Annotated in this window: 22 protein-coding genes; 3 read left to right on the top strand and 19 right to left on the bottom strand. The window is 35.3% G+C overall.

Annotated features, from left to right (window positions below; translation table 11 throughout):
- Window positions 1-3: 3 nt before the first annotated feature.
- The gene (locus tag IR083_RS09795; RefSeq protein WP_194224157.1) at window positions 4-438 is read left to right on the top strand and encodes a GNAT family N-acetyltransferase; all 435 of its coding nucleotides are present in this window, start codon (window positions 4-6) and stop codon (window positions 436-438) included.
- A gap of 114 nt (window positions 439-552) precedes the next feature.
- On the top strand, window positions 553-1,206 hold the full coding sequence (locus IR083_RS09790; RefSeq protein WP_194224156.1) for an HAD family hydrolase: 654 nt from the start codon (window positions 553-555) through the stop codon (window positions 1,204-1,206).
- Window positions 1,207-1,380: 174 nt separating this feature from the next.
- Here IR083_RS09790 and IR083_RS09785 read toward each other — a convergent pair whose 3' ends face one another.
- The 9 genes from IR083_RS09785 to IR083_RS09745 all read right to left on the bottom strand — a co-directional run bounded on the left by IR083_RS09785 (window position 1,381) and on the right by IR083_RS09745 (window position 12,892).
- Complete coding sequence (locus IR083_RS09785; protein ID WP_194224155.1) at window positions 1,381-2,697, bottom strand: sensor histidine kinase; 1,317 nt, start codon at window positions 2,695-2,697, stop codon at window positions 1,381-1,383.
- Between the two features lie 4 nt (window positions 2,698-2,701).
- Window positions 2,702-4,066 (bottom strand): sigma-54-dependent transcriptional regulator, encoded by a 1,365-nt coding sequence (locus IR083_RS09780; protein WP_194224154.1) that lies wholly within the window; start codon window positions 4,064-4,066, stop codon window positions 2,702-2,704.
- Between the two features lie 235 nt (window positions 4,067-4,301).
- The gene (locus IR083_RS09775; protein ID WP_006800698.1) at window positions 4,302-5,786 is read right to left on the bottom strand and encodes a TolC family protein; all 1,485 of its coding nucleotides are present in this window, start codon (window positions 5,784-5,786) and stop codon (window positions 4,302-4,304) included.
- 13 nt (window positions 5,787-5,799) lie between these two features.
- The gene (locus tag IR083_RS09770) at window positions 5,800-7,071 is read right to left on the bottom strand and encodes an ABC transporter permease (protein WP_194224153.1); all 1,272 of its coding nucleotides are present in this window, start codon (window positions 7,069-7,071) and stop codon (window positions 5,800-5,802) included.
- Between the two features lie 2 nt (window positions 7,072-7,073).
- Window positions 7,074-8,330, bottom strand: a complete 1,257-nt coding sequence (locus tag IR083_RS24895) for an ABC transporter permease (protein ID WP_006800700.1) — start codon at window positions 8,328-8,330, stop codon at window positions 7,074-7,076.
- A 23-nt stretch (window positions 8,331-8,353) separates the two neighbouring features.
- A complete protein-coding gene (locus IR083_RS09760) occupies window positions 8,354-9,613 on the bottom strand; it encodes an ABC transporter permease (protein ID WP_194224152.1) in 1,260 nt (419 codons plus the stop codon).
- 2 nt (window positions 9,614-9,615) lie between these two features.
- Window positions 9,616-10,866 (bottom strand): ABC transporter permease, encoded by a 1,251-nt coding sequence (locus IR083_RS09755; RefSeq protein WP_194224151.1) that lies wholly within the window; start codon window positions 10,864-10,866, stop codon window positions 9,616-9,618.
- Between the two features lie 79 nt (window positions 10,867-10,945).
- Window positions 10,946-11,614 (bottom strand): ABC transporter ATP-binding protein, encoded by a 669-nt coding sequence (locus IR083_RS09750; protein WP_006800703.1) that lies wholly within the window; start codon window positions 11,612-11,614, stop codon window positions 10,946-10,948.
- A 33-nt stretch (window positions 11,615-11,647) separates the two neighbouring features.
- Window positions 11,648-12,892: an efflux RND transporter periplasmic adaptor subunit gene (locus tag IR083_RS09745; protein WP_194224150.1), complete on the bottom strand. Its 1,245-nt coding sequence runs from the start codon at window positions 12,890-12,892 to the stop codon at window positions 11,648-11,650.
- Between the two features lie 267 nt (window positions 12,893-13,159).
- Here IR083_RS09745 and IR083_RS09740 point away from each other — a divergent pair, with 267 nt between their 5' ends.
- Window positions 13,160-14,971: a VWA domain-containing protein gene (locus IR083_RS09740; RefSeq protein WP_194224149.1), complete on the top strand. Its 1,812-nt coding sequence runs from the start codon at window positions 13,160-13,162 to the stop codon at window positions 14,969-14,971.
- Between the two features lie 347 nt (window positions 14,972-15,318).
- On the opposite strand, the gene IR083_RS09735 is transcribed toward IR083_RS09740, so the two are convergent.
- The 10 genes from IR083_RS09735 to IR083_RS09690 form a co-directional block, all read right to left on the bottom strand.
- Window positions 15,319-15,933, bottom strand: a complete 615-nt coding sequence (locus IR083_RS09735) for a hypothetical protein (protein ID WP_194224148.1) — start codon at window positions 15,931-15,933, stop codon at window positions 15,319-15,321.
- Between the two features lie 14 nt (window positions 15,934-15,947).
- A complete protein-coding gene (locus IR083_RS09730; RefSeq protein ID WP_194224147.1) occupies window positions 15,948-16,493 on the bottom strand; it encodes a hypothetical protein in 546 nt (181 codons plus the stop codon).
- A gap of 94 nt (window positions 16,494-16,587) precedes the next feature.
- Window positions 16,588-17,010 (bottom strand): hypothetical protein, encoded by a 423-nt coding sequence (locus tag IR083_RS09725; RefSeq protein WP_194224146.1) that lies wholly within the window; start codon window positions 17,008-17,010, stop codon window positions 16,588-16,590.
- 393 nt (window positions 17,011-17,403) lie between these two features.
- On the bottom strand, window positions 17,404-17,745 hold the full coding sequence (locus IR083_RS09720; RefSeq protein WP_194224145.1) for a hypothetical protein: 342 nt from the start codon (window positions 17,743-17,745) through the stop codon (window positions 17,404-17,406).
- Window positions 17,746-17,749: 4 nt separating this feature from the next.
- Window positions 17,750-18,193, bottom strand: coding sequence for a hypothetical protein (locus IR083_RS09715; RefSeq protein WP_194224144.1), 444 nt, complete (start codon window positions 18,191-18,193; stop codon window positions 17,750-17,752).
- Between the two features lie 118 nt (window positions 18,194-18,311).
- Window positions 18,312-18,659, bottom strand: coding sequence for a DUF2845 domain-containing protein (locus IR083_RS09710; RefSeq protein WP_194224143.1), 348 nt, complete (start codon window positions 18,657-18,659; stop codon window positions 18,312-18,314).
- 644 nt (window positions 18,660-19,303) lie between these two features.
- Window positions 19,304-20,353 carry a DUF3871 family protein gene (locus tag IR083_RS09705; protein ID WP_194224142.1) on the bottom strand — a complete coding sequence of 350 codons (1,050 nt, stop codon included), beginning with the start codon at window positions 20,351-20,353 and terminating at the stop codon, window positions 19,304-19,306.
- A 166-nt stretch (window positions 20,354-20,519) separates the two neighbouring features.
- Window positions 20,520-20,792 carry a hypothetical protein gene (locus IR083_RS09700; protein WP_194224141.1) on the bottom strand — a complete coding sequence of 91 codons (273 nt, stop codon included), beginning with the start codon at window positions 20,790-20,792 and terminating at the stop codon, window positions 20,520-20,522.
- A 479-nt stretch (window positions 20,793-21,271) separates the two neighbouring features.
- Window positions 21,272-22,927, bottom strand: coding sequence for a hypothetical protein (locus IR083_RS09695; protein WP_194224140.1), 1,656 nt, complete (start codon window positions 22,925-22,927; stop codon window positions 21,272-21,274).
- Between the two features lie 27 nt (window positions 22,928-22,954).
- Window positions 22,955-23,527, bottom strand: coding sequence for a hypothetical protein (locus IR083_RS09690; protein WP_194224139.1), 573 nt, complete (start codon window positions 23,525-23,527; stop codon window positions 22,955-22,957).
- Between the last annotated feature and the right edge of the window lie 32 nt (window positions 23,528-23,559).

The raw sequence follows: 23,559 nt of genomic DNA, 5'->3' as shown, positions 1-23,559 counted from the left end.
GATATGATTAGTCCAGCAGACAAAAAAGATTACCCGGTACTGATAGCTGTATGGGAAAGCGCTGTAAAAGCTACTCATGATTTTCTGTCAGACGAAGATTTTGAATTTTATAAAAAACATATACCCATTTATTTTGAGCATGTGTCGTTATACAAATATAAAGATGACAAAGGCGTCGTTAAAGCATTTCTTGGAGTGGCGGACAATAGCATCGAAATGTTATTTGTAGATAATGAAAGCCGGGGATCAGGTGTAGGTAAGATACTACTCGACTATGCCGTAAATAAGCTGAATGCCAGAAATGTGGATGTCAATGAACAGAATAAGCAGGCGTTGGATTTCTATTATCATTTTGGTTTTAAAGAAGTAAGCCGCGACGAATATGATGGTGAAGGAAAAGGTTATCCTATCTTACATTTAGTTAAGCCGGAAGAATAATAAAGAGAAAAAATTAGTTTACTTTGTACATCATTTGTTTACTTATAAATGAATGCTGCATATATAAAAAATAATAAAAAGGTCTGAGACCTTAATGTTTTTAATATCTGAAATATGGCTCAAAAAAATAAAATCACTACGGTATTGTTCGGTTTAGATGGAGTTGTTGTAGACACAGAACATGATTATGACAATTTTTGGAGTAAAATAGCACAAGATAATGAACTGAAAATAAGTAACTTTCCTGATATAATAAAAGGAATGACCCTAAACTCGATCATAGAGCTTTATTTTGCTATCTCCAGTCCTGAAGAAAAACAGGCTATAAGACAGGCATGCTATGATATGGAACAATCTATCGATTACAGAAAGATAGTGATTCCGGGTGTACTCGATTTTATCAGATATATCAAAAAAGAAGGCTATAAAGTAGGTTTGGTAACCAGTTCTCCTGCCAGCAAAGTAAAAGTTGCACTTGCTCAACTATCGTTGGAAGATGCGTTTGATACGGTTATTACATCCGATAGTATAAAGAAAGGTAAACCCGATCCTATGGGATATGTTTTGGCTAAGAACAATTTGGGTGTTTTGTCTTCCGAATGTGCCGTATTTGAAGATTCATTTACCGGAATTAAGGCTGCTACGTATGCATTTATGCGTGTGATAGGGATTTCCACTACATTATCGGCCGATTATCTGAAAGATTACACTTATGCGGTTGTATCTGATTTTTCGGATACAGATAAGTTGAAAACACTTTTAGGATAAAAATAATAGTTAGATATATGATGAAAGAGTACCTGTGTGTACTCTTTTTTCGTTTCTTTCCGGCGGTTTAAAGTAAATATTTAGATTTTTATTATTTCAAAGAACGATAAGCTGACAACTATAAACTGACAGCTCATTATATTGATAAAATTTTTCTGACAAAATACAAAATAGCTAGAATTTCTTATTCTCAGGGAAATAAATATCGAATCTTGTCCATCCATTCTCAGACTTCAGATCAAATTTACAGTTGTGATTTATCAGTACCTCACGCACGAACATCAGACCTATCCCCTGTCCCGACGACTTTGTAGTAAAAAATGGTGTAAAAAGCTTTTGCTTTACATCATCGGGTATTCCGGGACCATTATTTGCAATTTGGATGGATAAAGGGTTCGATCGTGTAACTATTCGTATCTCCCCGTTCTCCCCGATAGCTTCATAAGCGTTTTTAATCACATTTACGAGTACTTGCTCAAATTGGATACCATCCAATCGGATAACGTTATTATCTTCCGTTAAATCCAATTTAAGACCTATATTACGGTGTTTACATTCGAGCCGTGTAAGTGCATCTACCGAACGTGCGAGTTCATTGAGGTCTGTTTCTGCCAGGGAAGGCTCAGGTATTTTAACCACTTCGGCAAAGTTGCTGATAAAATAACCCAGATGCCTGCACCTGTCGAAAGATGCATCTACCGCAGGAAGAACATCTGCCAGTTCGTTATTATAATTTTGCCGTAAGATATCCGATATTACATTCAAAGTAGAACTGACAGCGCCCACCGAATTATTTACTTCATGCGCCATCATGCGGATAATGTTTTCGTACGATTTCTTTTCTATTTCCAGCAGTTCATGCGTAAGTTCTTCTATCAGTATAAACGGATGGGAAAATCCCCTGTCGATAAATGAAGAGCGCATGCAGCGGTACATGGTGATACCCGAACTCCTGATAACTACATCTTCGCTTGCTTTAAGCATTTCCAACTGACTGCCTATGCTGATACCCGAATCCGAGAGTTTCTTCCCTTTTACTTCGTTTATATTATTGATGTCGAGTAAACGCAGGCCTGAAGGATTGATCTCGGATATATGGTCATCAAAATCAAGGATAATTACTCCCTGTGGCGATGCCTGTATAAGCAGATCCAGAAAGTGGTTTTTTTCCCTTACTTGTAACCGTTCGTCTTTTAGCTGGTCCATCATTTTGTTGAAAATAGAGATCAGCTTATTGGCTTCACTATCGGAGATAAGGCGTAAGCGTGTCGAAAAATCCTGTTCTTTCAGCAGTTCCATCCCATCAGCTATTATCTGGTAGGGTTTTATGAGCCGGTAATATAAAATGATGAACAGGATAATAGCCAGAATAGCCACACCCTCTATTATCATAAATTTATATATATCCGTTTTATAAAAAAGGAACCCTATGGAAAGCAGTGCCCCAAATACTAATATAACCAATAGCCAAAAGAGAATTTTCGATTTCATACGATTATTGTTCGTTGGTGCTTATACCATATTTTTCCATACGCCTGTATAGAGCCTGACGTGTCAGTCCCAGAGCCATTGCCACTTTAGAATGATTGCTCCCATATAGTTCTATCGCTTTCAATATCATGTTTTTTTCCAGTTCTTCAAGAGGATAAACGGAATCGGTTAATCCCGTAGAAGGACCGGGTATCTCAGTATATTGTTCTTTAAAATCCTTATCAGTAATAAGATCCTTACCAGATACGAGGATAACACGGTCGACCAGGTTTTTTAGTTCACGGATGTTTCCCGGATATGGAAGCCTTTGCAGGTAATTCATTGCATCGGATGAAATTTCTATACTATTCAGTCCGTTCAGTTCTGCTTGTTTCTTTGCAAAATGATTGACCAGTAAAGGAATGTCTTCTATACGTTCACGCAACGAAGGCACACGAATAGTGATTAAGTTTATACGATAAAACAGGTCTTCGCGGAAAGTACCTTTCGATACCATTTCGGCCAGATTTCTGTTCGTAGCACTTATCACACGTATATCTACCTGCTTTTGTTTGCTATCGCCCAGCGATTCAAATGTTTTATCCTGTAATACCCGCAGCAGTTTTACCTGACAGGTGGCATCTAGTTCTCCTATCTCGTCCAGAAATATACTGCCCTTATTCGCCAGTTCGAAGCGCCCTACCCTATCATAATGCGCATCTGTAAAGGCTCCTTTCTTATGGCCGAACATCTCGCTTTCGAACAATGATTGGGAAATACCTCCCAGATTGACCTTTACAAATGGATTCTTGCTGCGGTTACTATTTTCATGTATTGCCTCGGCTATAAGTTCTTTTCCTGTCCCACTCTCGCCTGTTATCAGTACAGATGCATTGGTTTTTGCTATACGTGAAATGGTATTGAACACGTTTTGTAAAAGGGGCGATTTTCCTATGATTTTGTCACTCCGGAAAGTCTTTATTGTTGAACTACTGCCAGTTTCCGTTTCTTTTTCTGTTTCTTCTTTCAGCTGTATGGCAGTTTGTATGGTATTCAGCAAAGCCAGATTATTCCAGGGTTTGGTTACAAAATCGAATGCGCCTGTTTGTATTCCCTTTACAGCCAAACTGATAGAACCCCATGCTGTAATCAGTATCACGGGTATACCGGGTGCGAATATTTTCACCTGACGAAGCAATGTAAGGCCTTCTTCACCACCGGTACCTTTTGTATAATTCATATCCATCAGGATGAGGTCGGGTAGGGTAGTGCGCACAAAGTCAATGGCTTCTTGTGGGGAAGCGACATTTGCTGTCTTATATCCTGCCCGGTTAAGAACCAGAGTCAGTGAGGAGCGTATGGCAGCATCATCGTCGCAGATTAATATCATAGATTATCTTTTTTGAATCAGTAAAAATAGTTATTTCCAGTATATTGAATCGAAAAAGGTAACAAAAGTAACACCTTTTACACATTTTCAATGGTTGTTACTTTTTGGTTTCCTTGGTCATTAACTCTGTATTTCTCATAAAAGGTAACAAAGGTTACACATTTTCATTCATTTGCTAACTAATTCATTCTTTCAAAGAGCTAAAATAACAGCTTACTGTATAGATAAACCTTATTTAATTTGTTGCACTTCCATAGTCAACAAAAATCTCCCTGTCGCTGATGAAGTCATATAGCGTCAGACTTCTTATCTGATAATAATAAGACCATAGCTGATACATCTGCTCTATATAATTCCTGCGTGCTTCATCTTTCGATGATTGTGAATCATTCAGGTTCAATACATCTATTTTTCCCAATACGAATGCTTCGATAGATGTATTGTAGCGCTGTTGGGCTATCTTGTCAGTTTCTTTGGCAAGTTCGAGTTGCTTCGACTGGCTGTTGAAATTCTGTACCCGCAGGAAAACGTTCTGATTAAAGTCCATTTGCTCTTTTTCTATTCGTGAGTTTTCTACATCACGTTCTGCTTCGGCGATTTTTACTTTCCCTTTTCCTTTTCCCCAGTCGAGGATAGGTATTTTTATACCTACATTTACTATCTGGTTATTGCGCCAGTTGTTACTGTTGAATGCACGGGAGAATGTATCTTCCTGCCCCGACATGCCGAAGGATACAAACAGTTTTGCATTCCACCGGTCGGCCTTTGCCTGACTTACGTCACGGTTAGCTTCGAGCATCCTTTTCTGTACATTCTGGGTAAATGAATTGTTTTCCCGGGCCAAAGCTATTACCTGCGCATACGAAAGGACAGGTAATTTATCTGCCAGTGATTGGGGTATTACAGGTTCCAATATAATATTTTCCCCATAATTCAGGAAAGAGCGCAGCTGAAACATACGCGCATTGAGTGAAGCCTGAGCATCGGTAAGATACGATTCGGCTTTAAGCAACGATACTTTCAGCTGTAATAAATCGTTTTCCGAGATCTGTCCTATTTTTCGCTTGGCTTCGGCAATCGTATATAGTTTCTCTGAGTTTTTAAGGTTTTGCTGTGCTATTTCCATATTTATCTGTCCCAGCAACAGATTGAAATAGTACTGTATGGCCGTATTGGAAACTTCTTCCATATCTCCTATAAGTTTTTGCTGCGCTTCCTTATATTTTACAGGTTCTATACGTTGAAGCCATTTTACACGGTTGAATCCGAAAATAGGCTGTTCTAATGTAACGGATGCCGGTATGCCCATATAACGTGTAGAGCCTCCTTCCCCATATTGCTGTAAACGTTCGAAGCTGCTTTCTACAGACAGGATACCTCCTGTGAGAGGAATGTTCTGCGATATGGACAGGCCCCCGTCTATCCGGCTGTAATCATTGCTTACATAGGTGTATGTTCCGTCCGTATTCTGGAATTGGTTGTACGACTTTGAATAATAGGGTAGGGTAGAGTTGAGAGTTACTTCGGGTAACAACTCGGCTTTATAGGTACGGTAGCCCCAGTAACTGGACTTGTACTGGTTGCGTGCCACAACTGCATCTACCGAATTGGATACACTGCGGTTAATGGCATCCGTCAGGCTGATAGCAATAGTGTCTTGTGCAGTCAGCCCGGCAGAGAACCAAAGAGAAATTGCTATGGTAGAAAGAGTTTTTTTCATAATCCTTTATTTTTTATTCATCCCTTAGTGCTATTGCCGGTTGTATCTTCGATGCTCTCTTTGCCGGATACCATACGGCAGCGATAGCTATTACGGCCAGTATAATAAACGTGAGCCCGTAATTGATGAAATATTGCGATATGTGTATAGGATTCCATTCCCTGTTGATAGATGGTACTCCTATGTCTTTTAATACATCTACTAATGTCACATTTATGCAAATAACTGTGGCTATTATACTTGCCAGAAACAACAGAATCAACGTTTCGGTCATAAACAATCTTTTTACCCTACTGTGAGATGCACCCAGTGCGATCCGTAATCCTATCTCGCTCCTGCGGGATTGTATACGGAACCAGAATGTACCTACAACAGCGAGGAATATATTGATAAGCAGAAATGCACTGATAGAATAGATGCTTTTCAGGTTATTATCCCAACCATTCCATTTTATATAATTACTGCGTATATCTCTGAAAGATTGTACCGATGACAGGAAGTAGGGGCCTACAGCAATCTGTTCCTGCATATTTTTAGAAAATCTTTCTTCAAAACCCTTAGTTGTTCCGGGTTTTACACGGACACTGATTTCTATGGAAGGTGTATAAAGCAGGTCGCCTTCATCCCTTCTCAGAGGTATATATACCATCGTGTTGTATGCGTCGAACTGGCTTCTCTTCGATTTATTGGCGACCCCTGTTACCTTCAAACGTAGATAATCCTGACTGTTGTGATCTCCGTAATTTATTGTGTCTATCTGGAATACACTTTTTTTCAGGAGTATGTTATCCACATCTCCGGAAACAACAGCTTCGTTCATATTATCTCCGGAAAAACTCTTTCCTTTTTCCATATTGATTCCGAATACATCGAAAAATTCAGGAGTAACACTTTTTTTCTGAGGATAATCTATTACCGTATCTATAAAGAATTCCCGGCTCATCCATGAACCAGAATGAGGTACCGCCGCAGAGGATATACAGGCGTTCTCTATTTCGGGATATGCTTTTATACGATCGAAAATAGTCCATATATTTTCAAATAATTCAGCCTTTTTTTCTTCGTCATCGGAATTAATAACTGACTGTCCTTCATCCTTTATTCCCAGATTTATAGCATAGACTTGTTCTATATCGAACCCTTCCGGTTCTATATACTTCTTGGCGAGAAAATAGATGTAATCGACACAAAACCACATAATACAGAAGACCAGAATAAGCTCGATCAATATCCATATATTCACCTTTCTTTCTGTCCAGATTATTTTGAGAGTATGAAGTATCATATTTATACATTTTTTTGATTAAGAGAATCTACTATTTTCATTGTGGAGGCACGATATGCAGGTAGGCCGGCCGATAACAGGTTGAGAAGGAAACATGCTGCAAATACTCCCAGAAATACCGGAGCTGATACTAAAGCGCCTATTGGTATACTACTGTCTGTACCAATATCGAGCAACCATTGTTTGAGCCATATTACTACCAGATAGGAAAGGATCAGGCCGATGATACCTCCAATGAAAGAAGTAATCAGATTTTCATATATTACCTGAATGAGTATCACGTATTTTTTTGCACCGAATGCTTTTCGTATACCGATCTCTTCGGTGCGCCTTTTTATACGCGACATACTGAAGCTGGAAAGGTTGACGGCAGGTATAAGCAAAAGAATCAATATGATAAAAACCATTTTTCGTGTTGCTTTGCCGTCCTCCGGATCTTCATTCGAATACCGGGCCAGTTGCATTTGTTTATGGTCGTATGGCCCTCTCAGAGTCAGATCCCATTCATTATCCACGGCATTGAATTTCCGTTCGGCAGCCCTGAACTCTTTCCTTAGCAAATCAAAATCTGCCTTGTCTTTCATCAGAAAAAGTATAAGAACCTGCCTGCTTTCATATCCGCTTTTAGATGTATAAGGAATATAAATTTCGCCATATGCGTAGGTGAAGGCCTGTGATACATCTTGTATAATACCTATGACTTTATATTCTTTAAAATCTATTTCTATATTTTTCCCTATTGGATTTGTGTTACCGAATACTTTTGTCGCCATGCTTTCTGTAATTACAGCATTTCTTATACCCGAGTTAAATTCTTCCTGATTGAATGGTCTGCCTTCGATGAATGAGAAAGAAAGCACTTTCCAGAAGTCGGCATTTGTCAGTTTTGTTTTAGCCAGAAAGCGTTGGTTATTATTGTTCTCCTTCACCATATACTGGTCTCCACTCCATGTATTATCTATGACGGCAGTATATTCCGGACTTTTTACCTCCGACAGATAATTCTTATAGACATCATATGGGAGATTACCGCTCCACATACGGTCTTTCTTTTCTTTACCGTATTTAGTGAAATGTTTTATGTACATCGTCCTGTCTCTGTTAATTTCGGGAGCGATACTTATATTTTTTATAGAATCGGTTACTACGATCACCATTATCATCATAATAGCGAGGGCTGTACCTATAATGGTTATAATACTCACAAACTTGTTTAGTTTGAGTATCTCTATGGCTTGTTTGAAGTAGGTTTTATACACGGCTTCTATTTTTATGTTGTTTTTTACTCATCTCTCAGTGCTTCTGTTGGTTGTATATCCGATGCTTTCTTTGCAGGATACCATACGGCAACAATTGCTATCAGTGCAAGGAAAAGGAATGTAAATCCATAGTTTATAAAATATTGTAAAATACCTGCGCTTTCTCCTTCCCTGTTAGGTATAGGTACATTGATGTCCCTGATTACATCTGTTACCGATACATTTATACAGATTATGGTTGCTACGATACTTGCCAGAAACAGCAATAAGATAGTCTCCAATACAAACATATTTTTTACATTCGATTTTGATGCTCCCAATGCGATACGCAATCCTATTTCACTCCGGCGCGATTGTATGCGGAACCAGAATGTCCCTATAATGCCGAGGAATATATTTACAATAAGGAAAGCTGTGATAGAATATATGCTTTTGAAATTGTTTTCATAACCATTCCAGTTCATATATTGCTCCCTGTCTTCTTCTATCGATATTACTGATGAGAGGTAATAAGGGCCTACTTCCAGTTGGTTTCGCATATCTTTAGTAAATTTCTCTTCGAAATTCTTATCGGCTTCCGGTTTTACCCTCACACACACTTCCCTGTATTCGGCTACATAATGGTGGTCCTTTTTCATAGGCCTGTAGAGGACGGCACTATAATTCTCATATTCATTTCTTTTGGTTTTAACAGCTGTTCCTATAACAGTCTCTTCATGTTCTCCTCCGGGGTTTGTACATTTTACTTCTTGTGGAAGTTTATTGGCTATCAGTCCGTCCCGTCCGGGGCTTATTATGATAGGCCTGCCTACAATTACATTATCCCAATTGAAGGGAGAGCCCGAAAGGATATCTATTTTGAATACATTGAAAAATTCGGGAGTTATGGTTTTAAATTGGAAATACGCGCTTACCGAATCTATCATCATGTCTCCATTCGACCAGGAACCGGAATAAGGATAGGCTGAACTGGAATAACTTAGATACTCTATTGCCGGATAGCTTTTTATGCGATCATAAATAGTCCATATATCGTCCCTCATCTCATTTTTCTTTTCTTCATCCGATGAGGCCAGTATTTCGCGTCCTTCATCTTTCAGATCTATTCCTATCCGGTATGTATGTTCTATATTGAATCCCCGGGGTTCAAGATATCGCTTTGTCATAAAGTATAAATAATCGGTACAAAACCACAATATGCAAAACACGAGAATCAGTTCCAGTAATATCCACGCATTTACCTTACGTTCTGTCCAAATCAGTTTTAAAATGTGCTTTATCATGGTTATAAGTTATTTCGGTTAAGAGAATCCACTATATTGACCTTAGAGGCTCTGTAAGCCGGAATACCAGCCGAAAGAAGGTTCAGGAGCAGGCATACGAGAAATACAGCGAGGAATACCGGGAACGACACTAACGTTTCCAGCGGGATAGAACTATCTTCTCCTACATCCAGGAGCCATTTCTTCAGCCACATTACCACAGCAAAAGAGAAGATAAGTCCTACGACACCCCCTATAAGGGATGTAATGAGGTTTTCGTATAGTACCTGCATCAGTATGACATCTTTTTTTGCTCCGAATGCTTTTCTTATTCCTATTTCTTCTGTCCGTCTTTTTATTCGCGAAAGGCTAAAGCTGGACAGGTTTATGGCCGGTATGATCAATAAGATGGCCAAAACAAATATAATTTTCCTTATATTTCCTTTAATGTCCGGATCGCCGAGAGAGTTGGTCATCTTATGCACCGCGTGACTATACGGCCCTAAAAGTTTAAGTGTCCATTCTTCGTCTGTCGCATTATACTTCCGCTCGGCTGCACGTACTTCTTCTACAATAGAGTCAAAGTCTTTTTTGCTTTTTGCCAAAAATAAAATCTGAAAAGATCCCTGTTCGTAAGCAGAGCGTGATGTATATGGAATATAAATATCTGTAGAGGCATATTTGAATATTTGTGATACATCTTTCACTATTCCCACTATAGTATACGGTTTAAAATCGATGTGAATGGTTTTACCTAAAGCATTTTGATTCCCGTAAAGTGTTTTTGCTGTTTTTTCTGTTACAACGGCCTTTTTCAGACCGGATTTAAAATCCTCTTCACTGAATGGGCTACCTTCGGTAAACGAAAAAGACATGATTTTCCAGAAATTTGCATCTGTCGATTTCAATTCAAAAGGCATTCGTTCCATCAGGTCTTCAGATGTTGTTACCTGACTTTTGTTCCATGCATTAGCTTGTATGCTGATTAATTCAGGAGACTTCATTTCCGACAGATAGTCCTTGTATACCTGGTAACTGGTATTACCATTGCTTTGCCTTCCTTTGTTGTTTTTCTGTTCTTTTATTTCGCCGCGGATGTACATCGTTCTGTCGCGGTTGACTTCGGGTGCTACACTTATATTTTTGATAGATTCGCTGACTATGAGAACCATAATCATCATAATAGCCAATGCCGTTCCCGCAATAGTTATTATACTGATAAACTTGTTCTGTTTCAGCATTGCAATGGCTTGTTTGAAGTAGATCTTATACATGATATGTGGTTTTCAATTGTCGGATAATCATATTAATACGAATTTGTTATTACCTGTATTTCTGTTGCCGGATAAAGGTCTATTCAACTCTTCTGCCATCAAAGAAGCGGATAATCCGTTTTGTGGTTTTGGCGATATGTTCATCATGCGTTACCATCACTATGGTTGTGCCTTCGTTGTTCAGTTCAAATAACAGGTCCATGATTTCAGCTCCCATTTTGCTGTCCAGATTTCCGGTAGGCTCATCGGCAAGTATGATCTGCGGGTCGCCGATGATAGCACGGGCGATAGCTACACGTTGACATTGCCCGCCCGATAGTTGTGACGGGAAGTGTTTCATACGGTGCGATAAACCAACTTTCTCCAATACTTTTTTAGCCATCTCACGCCGACTGCTATCTCCCGATTTGCGATAAAGAAGGGGGAGTTCCACATTGTCGAGCACATTGAGCGAGTTTATCAGATGGAAACTTTGAAATACAAAACCCAGAGTTTTATTCCGGAACTCCGCCATCTCTTTATCTTTCATATTATGAGTTTCGGTATTACCGATAAGCACTTTACCCTCGCTGGGTACATCGAGCAGTCCCATGATGTTCAGCATTGTACTCTTTCCACATCCCGAAGGCCCCATTACGGAGAGGAAATCTCCTTTCTGTACTTCCAGATTTACATTTTCCAACGCTACTGTCTCGACCTCTTTTGTGCGGTAAATCTTTGTTATACCTTGTAAGTTGATGATTGACATAATTTTATGAATTATAGGTTATTGATTTCTTGTTTATTTTATCTTTATTGATTTCTTCCCCTTATATTGGCTCATATCAGAGACAATTACCTGTTCTCCCTGATTTAATCCATTGATCACTTCTACATATTCGAAGCTGCTCTCTCCCAGTTTCACTTTACGAATCTCTGCCTGCCCGTCTTTTACTACCCATAGTTCATATTCTCCTGCACCGATGTAGTAGGATGCATTTGGTATGCGTAAGGCATCTTCCTGAATGCCATGCGATACAAATACGTCGGTTTTAAGCCCACTTCGCAGGCGTGAATTCCCTGCGTCTTTCAGCATAACTATGAATTGGATAACCCCATTTTTTACAGATGGCGTAATGTTGACGACGGTCCCTTCCAGTTGCAATTGTCCGATTTTGATGATTGCTTTTGCTCCTGTGCTTAATTTTTCGGCGTAGCTGTCTGCTATATCGGCTTCTACCTTAAAGTGGCTTAAATCGGATATAATCGCTATTTGCGTGCCTGCTGATACCTGCGAACCAATCTGGTTGTTTACATAAGTCAGGGTTGCCTTTTGCGGCGACAGTATCCGTGCATCTTTTAGCAGGCGTGCACTTTCGGCTAACGATTTTTCAAAAATGCTTATTTCCAGTTCCTGTACTTTTGTTTCTGCAGAAGCGTTTTTCTTCTGATTCTCTATTTGTTGTTTCAGCTGTTGAAGCTCGAGTTTGGCTACTTCATAGTTCAATGCTGCCTGACGCACTTTATCTGTTGTGCTTGCTCCGATACTGTCGAGGTATTGCTCATTTTTGAGTTCGGTCTGCATCTGTTTCAGGTTCATGTCTTTCACCTGCATCTGCATTTGCAGTTCCGATATTCTATTTTCGAGGGTAATCTTCGATTGGATCAGCTTGCTGGCCTTCATCTCTTTCTCGTCCAGTTTTTGGTTATAGTCCGTTTCTACGGAAGCCAGTTCCAGTTTCAGGATGGGTTCACCGGCGAGTACCGAATCCCCTGCATTTTTATATACTTCAAGTATCCGGCTGTTGATGGGGGAAACGATAATTTCTTCGGTCAGAGGAATCACTTTACCCGATGCGTTTACTGTTACTTCTATTGTACCTTTATCCACTGTACCTATCGTTATACTTTTATAGGAGAGTGTGCTTTCCAGTATATTCATTAAGAAAATAATAACAATTATTATTGCCAATGCAATTATTCCATACCGGAGTATTAATTTCCGTTTTTCTTTTCGCTGTATACTGAGTGGTATTTCCCTGTCCATTTCTGAAATTATTTAGTATTGCATACTTTATTTATCAATGAATATGCCAATAAGTCAATATGTTTATTTTCAATGTTTTGATGATATCCAGATTGTCCGTTTTCGGACAGTTGTGTACGGAAAGTAATATTCGGGCCAGCATGTTTTATTGCTATTTTCTTTTATTGGATGCTTTATATTTAACTTTCCTCATTATATTTATGGAATTTATATCAAAACGCAATCTATCTTCTAAACTACTTAATCATTAATCTAATTATTTATGCTATGGGACTACAAACAAAACGATACATTATCCTGTTTTTAACCTGCTGTTTTTTCATGTTCTCTTATACTATACATGCCATTACTGTAACAGGTACAGTGCGAGAAGATAATGGAGATGCGCTGATAGGTGTATCGGTGATGGTGAAAGGTACTACAAAGGGCACGGTAACAGATGTTAATGGAGAATATACCATCGAAGCTAATATAGGAGATCAGCTTCAGTTTAATTATGTGGGATTTATATCACAAACAATTAAGGTAACCGGATCAAAACATGATGTAGTGCTAAAAGAAGACAATAAATCGCTTGATGAGATGGTAGTAATAGGCTACGGGGTATCATCTTCAGATAGTTATTCTTCATATTCCTACAGCGAACCAGTACCTCCTGCCTATTTCGATAATACTGAAAGTTACAGGGCATTTACTGATAATAAGTTTGTCAAGGTTTCTGCTGAGCCTCTTTCTACTTTCTCCATAGATGTGGATAAGGCTTCGTATAGTAATATGCGCCGTTTCATCAATAAGGGTGAAGTGCCTCCTGCAGATGCTATCCGTGTAGAAGAGCTGGTAAATTACTTTAAATATGATTATCCGAAGCCTGAGGGGGATGACCCTGTAGCATTCGGGATAGAGGTAGGGAAATGTCCATGGGATGGTAAACACCGTTTGGTGAAGATAGGTCTGAAAGCTCGAGAGATAGATACGGATAACCTACCTGCGACCAATTTTGTATTCCTGATTGATGTTTCGGGTTCGATGGATTGGGATGGCAAGCTCGATCTGGTAAAATCATCTATGAAGCTTCTGGTAAATAATCTTCGCCCTATCGACCGTGTTGCTATAGTGGTATATGCGGGCGCAGCGGGACAGGTTTTGCCTTCTACTCCAGGCAGTGAGAAGTCCAAAATATTGGATTCTCTGAACGATTTGATTGCAGGTGGTTCTACAGCAGGCGGTGAAGGAATAATGCTTGCATACAAAATTGCGAAAGAGAACCTTATTAAAGGAGGAAATAACCGTATAATCCTTTGTACAGACGGGGATTTTAATGTAGGTGTATCCAGTAACGACGGATTGGAGAAGCTGATTGAGAATGAACGTAAATCGGGTGTATTCTTATCAATACTCGGTTATGGAATGGGCAACTATAAGGATGATAAAATGCAGACACTTGCTCAGGCTGGGAATGGTAATCACGCTTATATAGATAATATGCAGGAAGCAAATAAAGTATTGGTTTCCGAGTTTGGAGGGACTATGTTTACTGTGGCTAAAGATGTCAAGTTACAGATAGAGTTTAACCCTCTGAAAGTTGATTCCTATAGGCTGATAGGTTATGAAACCCGTTTGCTGGAAAAAGAAGATTTTAATAATGACCAGAAAGATGCTGGAGATATGGGTATGGGACATACTGTGACAGCTTTCTACGAGGTAATACCTGCTAAAGAGAAGAAAGATAAGAAGAGTAAGGGAGAAGATACGTCTGTAGATCCGCTCAAATATCAGACAATGTCTCCTACAGGTTCGGATGAGTTGCTGACAGTTAAATTAAGATATAAACATCCCGAAAGTGAGGAGAGCAAGCTAATGTCTGTGCTTGTGATAGACGATGGCCTGGATAATGTCTCCGAGGACTTTAAATTCGGATCTGCGGTGGCTATGTTCGGTATCATGCTTCGTGATGATAAGCAACATGGTTCAGGTGACCTGTATAAGGTTATTTCACGGGCCAGATCGGGTTATGGAAAAGATGAGGATGGGTATCGAAGGGAGTTTGTTCGATTGGTACAGTCGCTAACCGGAGAGTGATAATTTAATCAATTAATATAAAGAGAGTTATCAGAATGATGGCTCTCTTTCTCTATGAGTTAGCTACAAAGAAAAAAGACACTCACATTTCTGTAAGTGTCTCTTCATCAGAGCGGAAGACGGGGCTCAAACCCGCGACCCTCAGCTTGGAAGGATTTTCTATTATAATCTAAATAATAGCAATACCTTCTTATTATAAGATACTTACAGAGTTTGTAATGTCACTCTTGCTTTCTTGGGTTACTTGATGGGTTACTTTGATAAAAAAGTAACTGAGATTGATTAATAATTTTATTGTTAATTCACTCTTTAAAATTTCCTAACATAATGGATAAGAAATTATGTTATTATAGTTTAGTATTAAAGTATATACTTATAGAGTCATATAATATGTATATTCCTTTATCTTCATCTATTGAGCTTGCATATAAATATAATTTTTTAAAAGTATCTGAGATGTGAGGATATGGATTGTTAAGAAATCTATTTCTATTATTAGTGGTGTGTTCTTTTATCATGTCATAATCAATAAATGAGGATGAGGGTGGTAAATATTCTTTAAACTTTTCTTGTAATTCTCTAGTCCAATTAATAGAATTACATACTATCAATTCCCAGTGTATTTTATCTTTACATATATCTAATAGTTCAGCATCCCAGCATAATACAGACTGATTGAGCCAAAGCAGACCCCAATTCCACCTATCAGAAAATTTTTTAATTAACTCTACAGACCATTTTATTTGCTTATTTAAAGAAACTTTTTCCCAGTCTAAAATAGTATCCCATTCTTCTAACTCATAGGCATCTAATGGAAATGGATAATACAAAGAGAAGTCTTTTATAGGAGAATTAAGCATATATAGCTCCTTTATTTTCTCCTGCATATCTATTCTAATATCATCTTCAAAACCTATTCGTACTATTGTGTAATCTTTTTTAGTTATTGTTTCTATTATCATATGTTTTTCTTTTTTTAAGCTATAAAGCTCATGTTATATTGTATTTTCTTTGACTTACATTCAGGGCAAAATACAGGCATTTCTCTTTCTAATATACCTCCGCAACCACAATATAGATGTTTATTATCCTGCCAATCTTTGATAGAATGGAATTGCCCACATGATTGACATTGTAATCCTGTTGATGAGGTATTTAAACCATGTATAAAAGAGAGTATTTCTTCCTGATAACTACAGTTTAAACATTGAATCTGTCCTAAACCACCCATTCTCCAGAAGTATAGATTATCATCTTTAATATCCGTCTTTTCTCTTTTTCTATTCTTCCTATCATATTTTATTAACAGGGGGAGTAGTAATGGAGTCAATATAAAAAACATGATTATCATTACAATAAGTAAAAGAGAGATAAAAATCTTTATTGCTAACCTTTTATCTTTATAACTATAACTTGTGGGATTGATTATAAAGTCTTTCCACTGATTCCTTACAGCAGGAATAAATGTAATTATTAAGGCACAAATAAGCAGATAAATTATAATGTAAGTAAATATGTTCATTTCTATGACAGTTTAAGTTTTTAGTAGTTATTTTACTCAATGCCTTTACTTTCTATACACTATATATTAATTATTGTTGCCTCATTTAATATTATTATTGCTTAATCCAATATCCTCTTGTTCCCCAAGTCCTACCCTGAATACTATCACTATTTATAATAAGAAATGTAGCAGGTGTATAGATATAACTTTTTATTTCACCTGTCTTACCTTCTATATGTACAAGTATCTTACTTTTATTAGTAAGTGTAGTATCAATATCAGGCATAAGTATATAAGTATCTATCTTAACATCATATATATTATCTTCATAAGCAAACTGAATATTATCTTTATTGCCAAATTCCAACTTTTTATATGATAATTCATGTTTATAAGTATTATTAGCTACCATGTCAATATACTTATTATCCATGAGTTTCTCCACAGGAATTATTTCCTCTTCCATATTATAGCTTTCTGAACATGATGTCAGTGGTAAGCTAAATATTACTAATAGGTATAATATTATTTTCATATAGTTTAAATTTTTTGATTGTTCACATGTATCCATGATGTTATCTTTATAATTTATTCATAATTGGAATATACTTCTTCTAAGTATTTGATAATTTTATTTATATACTCTTTTCTTTTATCTGAGGCATACATTCCATATCTATTTATAAAGGTTTGATATAATTGATTGAGAGGTTCAATTGACTTAATTATATCTTGTCCTACATGTGTGAAATCATGTTCAAGTATATTTAATAGTAATCATTAGTTTTTACCTCCTGTTACATTTAAAATATCTCCACAATTATTTTAATCTCTATCAAATGAATAGTGGAGAGAGAAGATTAAGAAGGAGATTGTAGCTTGTATGGCTGAATTATTTTCCTCTTATCTTTATTTCTTGACTATAAATTTAATGTTGATTATGGTTTTTGATATATCTATTTTTATTTAGTTCAAATAAGTGATCATCAAAGGCTTTCCCTCCTGATTCTTCATATTCTCTAGCAGCTTTTTTTAATTCTATTTCTACATTTATCATTCTGCCTTCCCTATAAGCCACTGAAATTTTTTCTATCACATTTATAGTATAGATACAGCAAATTTTTCTATCTACTTCCCATTCATCAATTAATTCTCTTGCTTCTCCATACCATTTTTTTAATCTATATTGTTTATAGTAATAAAAGGACAAGCAGCATCCTATTAGGGCAGTAATTATCAGAATAGATATTTTAAACACCTTATTTTTCATAATTTTATTCTATTAATTTAAATTCAAAGACATTCATCTCTTTATTATTGAAGTTAATATTCTTAACTGTAATAGTAACTAAATAAGAGAAAAGTGTGCTTTCATTCTTAATCTCATAGTACCATTTGAATGGTGATAAAACCTTATAATTCTTCTCAAATTCACCTATATAATATAGAAATTCATTCCCTCCATTAGGCATTATTACACATAAATTGAAAATGTTTTCTTTGTTAAAATAACAATATGTTTTGGAGCTTTCACCTTCAAATGCAATTACATCATTATACTCTGTAAAAAGTTCATTATTTAATTCACAGATTCTTTTACATGTATCTTTTATTTCATCTTTTTTATATCCAAGTAAATTGAACTGGGCAGATATATCTAAATTTAATAGACAAAGACTAGTCAAAATCAAAAATAGGATTCTAAATATTTGTTTCATTTTTAGTTTGTTTAAATATAATAAGCTTACTCTATATCAGTTTTCAGCATCTCTGTTGTTCTAAATATCTTATAATAGGATATGTCAAAAAATTGACACATCCTAAATAATCAAGATATTACCAAACAAATAATGTATTATATTGTTGCTTGTTATGTTCTTCATCTCCTTGTTCAATAGCAACTAATTTTCCATTCTTGAAAATAAACATATGATTTGTTACTGTTGTGCTCCAAGACCAACCACCATCATCCCAAGTCTTTTCTTTATAGTAATATATCTCTTGTAAGTTTTCTTCTTTATCATATTTCGCTGATGTCTTATAAGGTTTACCACATATTTGAATAACTTGCTCTTTATTCATACCCAGAGTTACTTTTTGAGACAATGTTGTTTGGGTTTTACAGGAATTTGATAATCCTAAAATGATACATGATAATATTATCAGATTTGTTAGTGATTTCATCAGTAATTTTTAAATTTTTATTTTTGCTTACTCTCTAAGTTTTCAGCATCCCTCTGTACCAGATACAAAAATAAGGCATGGTACTTGCCTTATTGAATTCAAGGTATCGCCAAACACCTAAGTCACAAATAAGTTAAGCCCATGCCTATATAACATGAACATCTACTTATTACTGCTGTGACTTTTTTCAAAAATTGGCGATTTTAGAATTACACAAGTAATAAAGCAAATGCTTTATATGATTATATTTTATCCTGATTTTTTATCTTACCATAAGCAACACATTTATGTTTATCCACAAATATATGAATTTTGAACGTGTAAATTGCTATTTAAAGAAAAAAATCAAAATATTGGCATGGGCTATATTTAAACCCTATTATTTAGTTATAAATGGCTCTGTTGTGATTGTTAATCATTTTGTAGCTAAAGATTGTTGCTCCTAAAGAGACATTAATAAAAAATACTATTTTTCATCTTTGAAAGATATAACTAAAGATAAGATTATAAATGATAAATTTATTAAATAATCCTTATTTCTGTTCACTTTTTCTTGCTTTTGGATGATTCATGACATATCACATGTAGGATAATATACCCTATAATGATTTTCACCACTATTTCTATAAATAGTACCATAATAATTAATCTATAAACCACTTATATCCATTATCACCATGCAAAGCCTTACTAATACCTCCTACAAATTCAGTAGCATTCAAAGACCTATCCAACAGATTGTCAATATAACTGTTCTTATTAGCCCCTGTAAACAGATTATAGACTTTCCACAAGTTTATAGCATCTGCACCCTCTTCTATTCTGAAATTCTTATCATTGTAATAGGCTTTGGCTACTGCATTAATATGAGTATCTCCAAACTCCATACTAGGTAATAACTTCTTCTGTGCATTAGGTAAACATTGATAGAGCTTACTTTTGCCTATTAACTGTGCAAACTGATGCTCTGTTAAGTAAGAATTCTGAAAAGAAGACATAAGTTGCAAATGCCTGTTTGGGTTATATTGCTGAAATAGTAATAATGTAGCCTTAAATAGTTCTTCCAAACTCATAACTCTTAATTCTGACTTGTAACCATCTGTAGATACGCACATATTGCAACAAACCAGATTTTTAAAGCCTATGAATATCTTGAATTTCTCAACACTCTTTTTAGAATAGAGATTTTCATGGTTATAAGCCCTTACTCCCCCAATAGTCAGGTTTAACCTGTTGCCCTCAATGTCTTCATAGATAGAAGGTATCTCAAAACAGAAAGCCATCCTTTCATAATAAATAGTCTTATCAGTCTCTAATAGTTGATTGACAGACTTATATATTGCTTCTGGGATTCTTCCTTTGATAACATGGGATACTCTAATGTCAGGCTCTAAGAATCTCTCATTGGGAAAGAATTTATTAGCTGCATTCCAGACTGTTTCTATGAAATTGGGATGGCTGATTGTTATTTCATTGTCTTTAGAAAATACAGGAACAATACATTCATTCTTTAGATGAAATAAATCTGTTTCTTTAGTGTTAGCCTCAATGAAATGTTTGGCATTACTCTTCTCTAAAGTTCTTTCTGATAGAGGGGTGATGTCTATAATATTGGAGGTATAACTTAAACAGTTATTCCTGTTTTCAGGTAAGATAATAGTAGGTTTGACTAGTATTAACTGCATTGTTTCCATAGTTAACTGTATTTGATAAATTAATAATAATTGATTGCTTTTTCTTAGTATTTGAATAGCTATTTACTTTAAATTCATATCATAACTATTTTGTATTTAAAAGGCTGTAAAAAAACAGGTAAGGAATACTTAAACTCCTTACCCTTAAATGCTAAAGCACAGCATCTTATAGTTTGGCTAATGTTGTAGCTCCTGATGTTTCTCCCTTCTGATGCAAGAGAAAAAACATATCTCCTGTCATGGGTACACATACCTGAGATATAACAGGCATGGTAAGTTCTCCTGTAATTACTTTTTTGGAACAAGCTCCTGTTTCTGCTCCATAGGTAAAGAAGCATTTGCCTGTAGATTCATTCCTTTTGATTTCAATCTCATGCACTTGCTGATTGTTTTTGAAGTCATTTACAGACCATGTTTGTAAAAATTTTAGATTCTCCATATCACTTTCCTTTTTAAATTAATATTCTCATATAGGGGGGATTAACCCAATTTCCAAGTGATAGGGGGAGTTAAGTTTAGGTTATATGGCTTTTATGCACATGCTATAGGTTTGTTTTACTCCTCTTTAGCTGTTTAAATGGGGCTTATTTTATAGAATTAATCCTCTGTGAGGTTGTATTCAGGTACTTCTTGTTTATATAGTTATATTAGTAGGAAGTTAGATATTAAACAGCTGAAGAGGATTCAATAAAAAAGAATATGATTAATTTTTTTTATTTATACTGTGGCAATTGCCCCAAACACTATTGGCTATTATAGTTATATATATTTTATTGTTTAGAAAGATAAGGTTATTCATTTCTTGCTAAAAAAGTAGGGTTTTGTATATTCTTACTTAAGCATGTATAAATAAAAAGCTAACAGAGCATTAATTTTTTTGTTAGCTTGGTATGATTAGATTGTATTGTAATGCGATGATTAATTTATAGTCTGGTTGATTTGAGTTAATATATCTTGATGTTTTAGCCCTTCTTCTCTTAAAATTTCAGCTTCTAAGTGGGAAGGAACACCTATCACATTTCTTAATTCTTCTTGCATTATGTTCTTTACAAATTCTTCATATTCAATAGTGGTTACTATTGAATCATGTATAGTAAAGATTGGTATTTGTTGGTTGCCTTCCTCCCAGATTCTTTTACAACATCTATGTAATATAATCTCGCTTTCAATAGCTTGTAATAAGCAAGCTAATGTAGGGTGATTCTGGATTTTTATTATATAAACAAGTTTATATACTTGAGGGTATATCTCTGAGAATAATTTCTTTAGCCTTGCTTCAGGCTGATTGAAAAATTTATTATTAGAAAATAAAACTATATAGAACATGGTTTTAATTTGTTTTCTTGTTAAATTCTCTACAAATCTTTCTCTTACTATTCTCATTATATTTTCATATATAGAGCCTTCTGATGTTTTCAGCTTATACTCTTCTAAACTATTTATATCTAATTCCTCTAAATAATTTCCTATCATAATGGATAGGGAGGGGGTAATGAGGGATTGTATATTAGTTGGTAAATTATATATTGAGAGAGGTAAGGTTGAATTTTCTTTCCAAAATTCAGGATTAAACAGAATATTCATTAGATAAGGTTGGCTATTACTTATATCTATAGAAACTAGCTGATTCCCATTATAGGTCAAGAAATTCCTATAATCCTTTTCCATATTAGTTATAACAGAATGCAATCTATAAACATTAGTATCTATTTTAGCCTTGTAATCATGTATCTTAATAGAGCAAATATTATGCCTAATTGCTTTATATTGAGTTCTAGGAAACTTTTTACAAAAATCATTTCTTTTCTTGCTCCACTTATCCCTATTGACATCCCAATTATCATAGCCTAAAGCAAACTTTTTTCTCATAAGTAGATAAGCATATTTAGTTGCTTTAACAGTATCAATATTCAATGCTTTCTGATTATACCAATGAGTTAGGTATGGATGGTTTAATAATATATTAGGTTGAAAACAATTATTTGTTTTATTATAAACTTCTTCATGAATAGGCTGAATCTCATTTATGTCAAATCTACTATAATATACCTCAACTAAATCAGCACTCTCATATAGGGGAGCATACTTATAACCTATTGATTTTTCTCCAACTTCATAATGATTATCTGATACTAAAATATTTGTGTCAATTAGGTACTCAATATAGCTTAGATAATCCTTAAAATAGTTTCTAACAATGGCTGAATTGATAGAAACAAATCCATCTTCTGTAACAGAATCTTTATATCTGGCAGGGATTATATTTAATAAATCAAGAACATATAGCATTCTTTCTTTATCAAAGCAAGAACCTATTTTATTCCTTTTATTTACAGTATAAATCTTGCCATCAATTTCAGTAAAATTATAGTTAGTTAAAGGGTATCTAAGAATATGATTATCTATATCTAAATTATTAGGGATAAGAGCATAATAACCACTATGCTTAGTTGCAACAGCTACAAGAACAATAGCAGCCTTTAACTCTTGATTACCTAATATAGAAATATAATCTTTCTTTCTCTTCAATAACTTATTCTTTATATATTTTAATAAACCCATCACTCTATCCATTATGTTAGGAAATTATAATAAACGTTATTACCAGAATTTTAATTGTTCATGTGGAATTTTATTTAGTTCCTTCTCAACCTTTTCATATAGTCCATACATATCATCTATTTTATCAGTTAATGAATCAATGTGTTTTCTGAAAGCTTTATCACATTCAGATAATGATTTTCCTCCCTTTCCTAAACCTTTGTAGAAATAATCTTTATTTAAGATATATCTTTTATCTTCAAACTCTTTATCAGTTGGTATAAACCAATAAGGTTCTTGAATCATATCTGTACATTCATAATGCAAAGCTTTCATTTTTCTTAAATATGATTTAGCTCTCTTTCCACTATATCCTTTGAAGTGTACAAAATCAATCTCTTTCCTTATAGTATAAATTAAATTTGAAATCTTTGAATAGGTATTATTACTTATCATCCCTCTATCAAAACTTTCACTATAATACTTCATCTCTTCCAGAGAAATTATAGATTTAAGTTCATCCCATTTTTTCTTATTGAAGTCACTTATTGGATTTAGAAAATTCATTAAGAAAGCAATTATTCCTAGGAATGAACCTATAGCTGTAAATATTTCAAATGAAGTGACATTCATAACTATGTGTTTTTAAATTTAAAGTAAAAATA

Origin of the sequence: Dysgonomonas sp. GY75 (genome assembly GCF_015234155.1) — a bacterium.
GTDB lineage: Bacteria > Bacteroidota > Bacteroidia > Bacteroidales > Dysgonomonadaceae > Dysgonomonas > Dysgonomonas gadei.
Note: the sequence above shows the minus strand (reverse complement) of the source record. Positions and strands in the feature narration are given on the sequence as shown.

Excerpts from the sequence above, each read along its gene's own strand:
- IR083_RS09770 (WP_194224153.1), bottom strand. The coding sequence starts at position 7,071 with ATGATACTTCATACTCTCAAAATAATCTGGACAGAAAGAAAGGTGAAT.
- IR083_RS09720 (WP_194224145.1), bottom strand. The coding sequence starts at position 17,745 with ATGAAAAATAAGGTGTTTAAAATATCTATTCTGATAATTACTGCCCTA.
- IR083_RS09780 (WP_194224154.1), bottom strand. The coding sequence starts at position 4,066 with ATGATATTAATCTGCGACGATGATGCTGCCATACGCTCCTCACTGACT.
- IR083_RS09705 (WP_194224142.1), bottom strand. The coding sequence starts at position 20,353 with ATGGAAACAATGCAGTTAATACTAGTCAAACCTACTATTATCTTACCT.
- IR083_RS09690 (WP_194224139.1), bottom strand. The coding sequence starts at position 23,527 with ATGAATGTCACTTCATTTGAAATATTTACAGCTATAGGTTCATTCCTA.
- IR083_RS09745 (WP_194224150.1), bottom strand. The coding sequence starts at position 12,892 with ATGGACAGGGAAATACCACTCAGTATACAGCGAAAAGAAAAACGGAAA.
- IR083_RS09760 (WP_194224152.1), bottom strand. The coding sequence starts at position 9,613 with ATGATAAAGCACATTTTAAAACTGATTTGGACAGAACGTAAGGTAAAT.
- IR083_RS09715 (WP_194224144.1), bottom strand. The coding sequence starts at position 18,193 with ATGAAACAAATATTTAGAATCCTATTTTTGATTTTGACTAGTCTTTGT.
- IR083_RS09785 (WP_194224155.1), bottom strand. The coding sequence starts at position 2,697 with ATGAAATCGAAAATTCTCTTTTGGCTATTGGTTATATTAGTATTTGGG.
- IR083_RS09775 (WP_006800698.1), bottom strand. The coding sequence starts at position 5,786 with ATGAAAAAAACTCTTTCTACCATAGCAATTTCTCTTTGGTTCTCTGCC.
- IR083_RS09695 (WP_194224140.1), bottom strand. The coding sequence starts at position 22,927 with ATGGATAGAGTGATGGGTTTATTAAAATATATAAAGAATAAGTTATTG.
- IR083_RS09725 (WP_194224146.1), bottom strand. The coding sequence starts at position 17,010 with ATGAAAATAATATTATACCTATTAGTAATATTTAGCTTACCACTGACA.
- IR083_RS09795 (WP_194224157.1), top strand. The coding sequence starts at position 4 with ATGATTAGTCCAGCAGACAAAAAAGATTACCCGGTACTGATAGCTGTA.
- IR083_RS09700 (WP_194224141.1), bottom strand. The coding sequence starts at position 20,792 with ATGGAGAATCTAAAATTTTTACAAACATGGTCTGTAAATGACTTCAAA.
- IR083_RS09710 (WP_194224143.1), bottom strand. The coding sequence starts at position 18,659 with ATGAAATCACTAACAAATCTGATAATATTATCATGTATCATTTTAGGA.
- IR083_RS09740 (WP_194224149.1), top strand. The coding sequence starts at position 13,160 with ATGGGACTACAAACAAAACGATACATTATCCTGTTTTTAACCTGCTGT.
- IR083_RS09755 (WP_194224151.1), bottom strand. The coding sequence starts at position 10,866 with ATGTATAAGATCTACTTCAAACAAGCCATTGCAATGCTGAAACAGAAC.
- IR083_RS09730 (WP_194224147.1), bottom strand. The coding sequence starts at position 16,493 with ATGAACATATTTACTTACATTATAATTTATCTGCTTATTTGTGCCTTA.
- IR083_RS09790 (WP_194224156.1), top strand. The coding sequence starts at position 553 with ATGGCTCAAAAAAATAAAATCACTACGGTATTGTTCGGTTTAGATGGA.
- IR083_RS09735 (WP_194224148.1), bottom strand. The coding sequence starts at position 15,933 with ATGATAATAGAAACAATAACTAAAAAAGATTACACAATAGTACGAATA.
- IR083_RS09750 (WP_006800703.1), bottom strand. The coding sequence starts at position 11,614 with ATGTCAATCATCAACTTACAAGGTATAACAAAGATTTACCGCACAAAA.